Annotated in this window: 5 protein-coding genes; 4 read left to right on the top strand and 1 reads right to left on the bottom strand. The window is 67.1% G+C overall.

The annotated features are described in order from the left end of the window. Positions 1–36: 36 nt before the first annotated feature. Complete coding sequence (gene guaB / locus ACNPM4_RS19075) at positions 37–1,539, bottom strand: IMP dehydrogenase (RefSeq protein WP_262003354.1); 1,503 nt, start codon at positions 1,537–1,539, stop codon at positions 37–39. 250 nt (positions 1,540–1,789) lie between these two features. Between guaB and ACNPM4_RS19070 the strand changes: the two genes are divergently transcribed. The 4 genes from ACNPM4_RS19070 to ACNPM4_RS19055 are packed head-to-tail and all read left to right on the top strand — an operon-like array spanning position 1,790 to position 5,896. Then, on the top strand, positions 1,790–3,142 hold the full coding sequence (locus ACNPM4_RS19070) for a branched-chain amino acid ABC transporter permease (protein ID WP_029262246.1): 1,353 nt from the start codon (positions 1,790–1,792) through the stop codon (positions 3,140–3,142). Between the two features lie 3 nt (positions 3,143–3,145). Beyond that, positions 3,146–4,123: a branched-chain amino acid ABC transporter permease gene (locus tag ACNPM4_RS19065; protein WP_029262245.1), complete on the top strand. Its 978-nt coding sequence runs from the start codon at positions 3,146–3,148 to the stop codon at positions 4,121–4,123. Continuing rightward, a complete protein-coding gene (locus ACNPM4_RS19060) occupies positions 4,113–5,108 on the top strand; it encodes an ABC transporter ATP-binding protein (RefSeq protein ID WP_197021048.1) in 996 nt (331 codons plus the stop codon). Before ACNPM4_RS19065 ends, ACNPM4_RS19060 begins: the two co-directional genes overlap by 11 nt. After that, positions 5,105–5,896: an ABC transporter ATP-binding protein gene (locus ACNPM4_RS19055; RefSeq protein WP_051662550.1), complete on the top strand. Its 792-nt coding sequence runs from the start codon at positions 5,105–5,107 to the stop codon at positions 5,894–5,896. Before ACNPM4_RS19060 ends, ACNPM4_RS19055 begins: the two co-directional genes overlap by 4 nt. Positions 5,897–6,091 lie beyond the last annotated feature (195 nt).

Below are 6,091 nucleotides of genomic sequence, written 5' to 3'. Positions count from 1 at the left end.
CGGGCCCCTCTGCGAAGATCCCGTCGGGATCCGACGTCACTTCTTGTAGTTCGGTGCTTCCACGACGATCTGCACGTCGTGCGGGTGCGACTCCTTGAGCCCCGCCGAGGTGATGCGCACGAACTTGCCGCGCGTCTTGAGCTCTTCGATCGTGCGCGCTCCGACGTAGAACATCGACTGACGGAGACCGCCGACCAGCTGATAGGCGACGGCGGCGAGCGGGCCGCGATACGGCACCTGCCCTTCGATGCCCTCGGGGATCAGCTTGTCGTCGCTGGGGACGTCGGCCTGGAAGTAGCGGTCCTTGGAATACGAGGTCTGCTTGCCGCGGGTCTGCATCGCGCCGAGCGAACCCATTCCGCGGTACTGCTTGAACTGCTTACCGGACTGGAAGACGATCTCGCCCGGGGACTCGTCGGTTCCGGCCAGGAGCGAGCCGAGCATGACGGCGTCGGCACCGGCGACGAGAGCCTTGGCGATGTCACCGGAGTACTGCAGTCCCCCGTCGGCGATCACGGGCACGCCCGCCGGTCGGGCCGCCAGCGAGGCCTCGTAGACGGCCGTGACCTGGGGCACACCCACACCTGCGACGACGCGCGTGGTGCAGATCGACCCGGGACCCACGCCGACCTTGACCGCGTCGACGCCCGCATCGACCAGAGCCTGGGCGCCCTCACGGGTCGCGACGTTGCCGCCGACGATGTCGATGTGCTCGAACGACGCGTCGGCCTTCAGGCGGCGGACGAGGTCGATGACGCCCTGGGACTGCCCATTGGCGGTGTCGACGACGAGCACGTCGACGCCGGCGTCGCGCAGCGCCTCGGCACGCTCCCACGCGTCTCCGAAGAAGCCGATCGCGGCACCGACGCGCAGGCGGCCCTGGTCGTCCTTGGTGGCGAGGGGGTACTTCTCGCTCTTGTCGAAGTCCTTGATGGTGATGAGGCCCGCGAGCTTGCCGTTGTCATCGATGAGCGGCAGCTTCTCGACGCGGTGCTTCGCGAACAGCGCGATGACCTCTCCGGCGGCCACCCCGACCGGCGCGGTGACGAGGTTCTCGCTCGTCATGACGTCTTTCACGAAAGTGCTCTGACGCTCGAAGCCCGACACGAAGCGCATGTCGCGGTTGGTGATGATGCCGACCAGCTTGCCCTCATCGTCGACCACGGGCAGCCCCGAGATGCGGTACTTGGCGCACAGGTTGTCGACCTCTTCGACGGTCGCATCCTGGGTCGTGGTGATCGGGTCGGTGATCATGCCGGACTCGCTGCGCTTGACGCGGTCGACGTGCGCGGCCTGGTCGGCGATGGACAGGTTGCGGTGCAGGATGCCGATGCCGCCCTCGCGCGCCATGGCGATCGCCATGCGGGATTCGGTGACCGTGTCCATCGCGCTCGACAGCAGCGGGGTGGCGACCGAGATGCGGCGGGTGATCCGCGACGAGGTGTCCGCTTCGCTGGGGATGACGTCGGTGTGCCCCGGCAGGAGCAGCACATCGTCGTACGTCAGTCCGACGAAGCCGAAGGGATCGTGCTGTTCCATGGATTCTCCTTCTGCGCGAGTCGCGCATGTCCGAGTGCGAGGGGGTGGTCGACGTCGGCCTTTGCGGGGCCACGGCCCGTATGAAGATTCTAAGCGCGACGCACCCGAGAACATTCCCGGAGCCCGCCGTTACCGGACCGTTGACCGCGACGGTAGGTGATTCGGGGATCGCACACTACGCTCAAATGCGTCGTCCATCCCTGCGGTTCATACCCGATGCCGCAGTGACAGCACTCACAGTGGAGGTTGCGTGGGACCCACAACAATCGCCGTGCAGCGAAGGCGCCCCTGGGCCGTCATCTGCCTCGGTATCCTCATGGCGCTCATGGCGTTCCTGTTCCTGCCCCCCTCATCGGCCTCGGCCGAGACGACGGACGACGGGCAGGAGGTCACGGACTTCTACTTCGCCGGTGTCGTCACCAATGCGGATGAGCCGGTCGAAGGCGTCGTCATGTCCATCGAGGGCAACGGCTTCGAAGCCGAGACCGAGACCGACGCCGAAGGCAAGTGGCGCCTCTACGTGCCGGAGATGGAGACGTACACCCTCACGGTGGACGAGTCCACGCTGCCGAAGGGCGTCATCGTCGACGCGACCCAGCTCCCCGAGGGCATCCAGCCCGTCTCGGGGACCACCGCGTCGTTCGAGCTCGAATTCGGCCTCACCGGCACGAAGATCGTCAACTTCTTCCTCGGAGCGGGCGAGCGGGTCACCGTGTCGTTCCTCGATCAACTCCTGTCGCGCATCGTCGGCGGCCTGAACTTCGGGCTCCTCCTCGGACTCGCCTCCATGGGCGCCGCGCTCATCTACGGCACCACCCGCCTGTCGAACTTCGCCCACGGCGAGATGGTCACCTGGGGCGCGGTCGTCGCGCTGCTCTGCACGACGTTCTGGCATCTGCCGCTCTGGCTCGGCATCATCGCCGCCGTCATCGGCGGAGCCGCGCTCGGGTGGGCGCTGGATGCCGGGATCTGGAAACCCCTGCGGCGAAGAGGCCTCGGGGTGGTCCAGCTCATGATCGTGAGCATCGGGCTCTCCCTCGCCCTCCGGTACGGCATGCAGTACTTCATCGGCGGCAACACGTACCAGCTGCCGGGAGCGAGCCCCGAGCCCATCCGCCTCGGACCCATCTCGCTGTCGTACATCGACATGATCGCGATGGGGACGAGCATCGTCGTGATCCTCGGTGTCGCGTTCTTCCTCACCAGGACCCGCACCGGAAAGGCGACCAGGGCCATCTCGGACAACCCGCAGCTGGCCGCGGCATCCGGCATCGACGTCGACAAGGTCATCCGCACGGTGTGGATCCTCGCGGGGGCTCTCGCCGCGATCTCCGGCATCCTGTGGGCGTACTTCCGCCCCGGGGTGAAGTGGGACATGGGCATGCAGATGCTGCTGCTGATGTTCTGCGCGATCACCCTCGGCGGCCTCGGCTCCGCGATCGGCGCCCTGATCGGCTCGATCATCGTCGGTCTCGCCGTCGAGGTGTCGACCCTGCTGGGTGTGCCGTCCGACCTCAAGTACGCCACGGCACTCGTCGCGCTGATCATCATTCTGCTGGTGCGACCGCAAGGCATCCTCGGACGCAAGGAAAGGTTGGGCTGACGCATGGACTTCGGAAGCATCTTCGGCAACACCGCCTCCTATCTCTTCAGCCCGACGACGATCGCCTACGCCCTGGCGGCGACCGGCCTCGCCGTGCACTTCGGCTACACCGGCCTGCTCAACTTCGGCATGGCCGCGTTCATGGCCATCGGCGGCTACGGCTACGCGATCTCGATCCTGACCTTCGGGTTCCCGTGGTGGGCCGGCGTCCTCGTCGGCATGCTGGGCGGCGCGGCATTCGCTCTGATCCTGGGTATCCCGACCCTGCGTCTTCGCGCCGACTACCTCGCCATCGCGACCATCGCCGCCGCCGAGGTGGTGCGGCTCATGTTCGTCACCGAGCTCTTCAAGGACTGGACGAACTCCGCCGGCGGACTCTCCGGGTACCACCAGAGCTTCCGCGACTCGAATCCGTTCCCACCGGGCACCTACGGCTTCGGCCCGTGGACCTACAACGCGACCGATCTGTGGGTGCGGGTCGTCGGACTGATCGCCCTCGTGATCGCCGTGCTCGTGGTCTGGGCGCTCATGCGCAGCCCATGGGGTCGGGTGCTCAAGGGCATCCGTGAGGACGAGGATGCGGTGCGCTCGCTCGGCAAGAACGTCTTCGCCTACAAGATGCAGGCGCTCGTGGTCGGTGGTGTGATCGGCGCCGTCGGCGGCATCGTCTTCATCCTGCCGTCCGCGGTGATCCCCGGCAGCTACTCCACGTCGCTGACGTTCTTCCTGTGGACGATCCTCCTGCTCGGCGGCGCGGCCACCGTGCTCGGCCCGACGCTCGGCGCGGTGCTGTTCTGGGTGGTGTTCGCCTTCCTCGGTGCGCTCCTCCCTGCCATGGCGAACGCCGGCTACCTGCCCATGTCCGGCGCACAGGCCGACGTCGTGCGGTACATCGTGATCGGCGTCGTGCTGATGCTGATCGTCATTTTCCGCCCGCAGGGCATCCTCGGAAACAAGAGGGAGATGACCTTTGTCAAGTAATGACGACGCGGTGGTCACGCCCGCGAAGAGCACGCCCCGCGCCAAGACCGGAGGCCTGGCCGCCGGTCCCGCCGCGCCCGGCGTCAAGAAGGTCGACCCGATCCTCATCGTCGATGCGGTGGAGCGCCGTTTCGGCGGTCTCACCGCGGTCGATGTCGACCACCTGGAGATCCCGCGCGGAGCCATCACGGCGCTGATCGGCCCGAACGGCGCCGGCAAGACGACCCTGTTCAACCTGCTGTGCGGCTTCGACAAGCCGAACGCCGGCACCTGGTCGTTCGACGGGAAGAACCTCTCCGGCATCCCCTCGTTCAAGGTGGCGCGGATGGGACAGGTGCGCACCTTCCAGCTCACGAAGTCGCTGTCGCTGCTGACCGTGCTCGAGAACATGAAGCTCGGCGCGAAGGACCAGCGCGGCGAAGGCTTCTGGGCGGGGCTGTTCCCCTTCCTCTGGCGCAAGCAGGATCAGGAGATCGAGGCGCGCGCGCACGAGCTGCTCACCCGCTTCAAGCTCGACGCCAAGGAGCAGGACTTCGCCGCATCGCTCTCGGGCGGTCAGCGCAAGCTCCTCGAGATGGCCCGCGCGCTCATGAGCGATCCGACCCTGGTGATGCTCGACGAGCCCATGGCCGGCGTGAACCCCGCGCTCACGCAGTCGCTGCTCGAGCACATCCTCGACCTCAAGGATCTGGGGATGACGGTGCTGTTCGTCGAGCACGACATGCACATGGTCCGCCACATCGCCGACTGGGTGGTCGTGATGGCGGAGGGGCGTGTGGTCGCCGAGGGTCCGCCCGACCAGGTCATGGAGGATCCGGCCGTCGTGGACGCCTACCTCGGTGCACACCAGGACGTCGACCTCGGGGCCGTCACCGGTCGTCTTCCGGTGATCTCGGAAGAGGACGCGGTCCGCATCCGGGAGCAGATCGAGACCGAGGTCGAGGCCGAAGTCGAGGCCGAAGACGTCGAGGAGGAGAAGGCATGACCGACGCATCCGCCCCCACGCCCGCGCCCGCTCCCGCGGAGCGCAACGAGATCAAGAACGACGACGTGATCGTCGAGCTGACCGATGTGCACGCCGGATACCTGCCCGGGGTGAACATCCTCAACGGCGCGAACCTCGTGGCCCACAAGGGTGAGCTGATCGGCATCATCGGCCCGAACGGCGCCGGCAAGTCGACGCTGCTCAAGGCGATCTTCGGCATGGTCGAGATCCGCTCGGGCGATGTCACGGTGAAGGGCGAGAGTATCGTCGGGCTCAAGGCCGACAAGCTCGTGCGCCGCGGCGTGGCCTTCGTGCCGCAGACGAACAACGTGTTCCCGTCGCTCACGATCCAGGAGAACCTGGAGATGGGGCTCTACCAGAACCCCAAGATCTTCGCCGAGCGCCTGGAGTTCGTCAGCAGCATCTTCGGTGAGCTGGGCAAGCGCCTCAAGCAGCGCGCAGGTTCCCTCTCCGGCGGTGAGCGGCAGATGGTCGCGATGTCGCGCGCGCTGATGATGGATCCGTCGGTGCTGCTGCTCGACGAGCCGTCGGCTGGCCTCTCCCCCGTGCGTCAGGACGATGCCTTCATCCGCGTCTCCGACATCAACAAGGCGGGCGTGACGACGATCATGGTCGAGCAGAACGCGCGCCGCTGCCTGCAGATCTGCGACCGCGGCTATGTGCTCGATCAGGGCAAGGACGCGTACGAGGGCACCGGGCGCGAGCTGCTGAACGACCCCAAGGTCATCGGCCTCTACCTCGGCACGCTCGGCACCGACGCCGCCTGAGCGCGTTCACGCGAGAGGGGGATGCCACGCGGCACCCCCCTCCTGCGTGCATGGCGGCCATCCGTCGCCTCTCGGCGCGAGCGTCCGTCGGGAGTTCGTGCATCCGTCGGGTCCTCGCCCGGCGTTTCTCCCGACATCCGTGCGAGCTCCCGACGGATGAACCGGGACGGGACGGGGCGGGGACGACGAAGGGGG

This window comes from Microbacterium umsixpiens (genome assembly GCF_053543675.1).
Note: the sequence above shows the minus strand (reverse complement) of the source record. Positions and strands in the feature narration are given on the sequence as shown.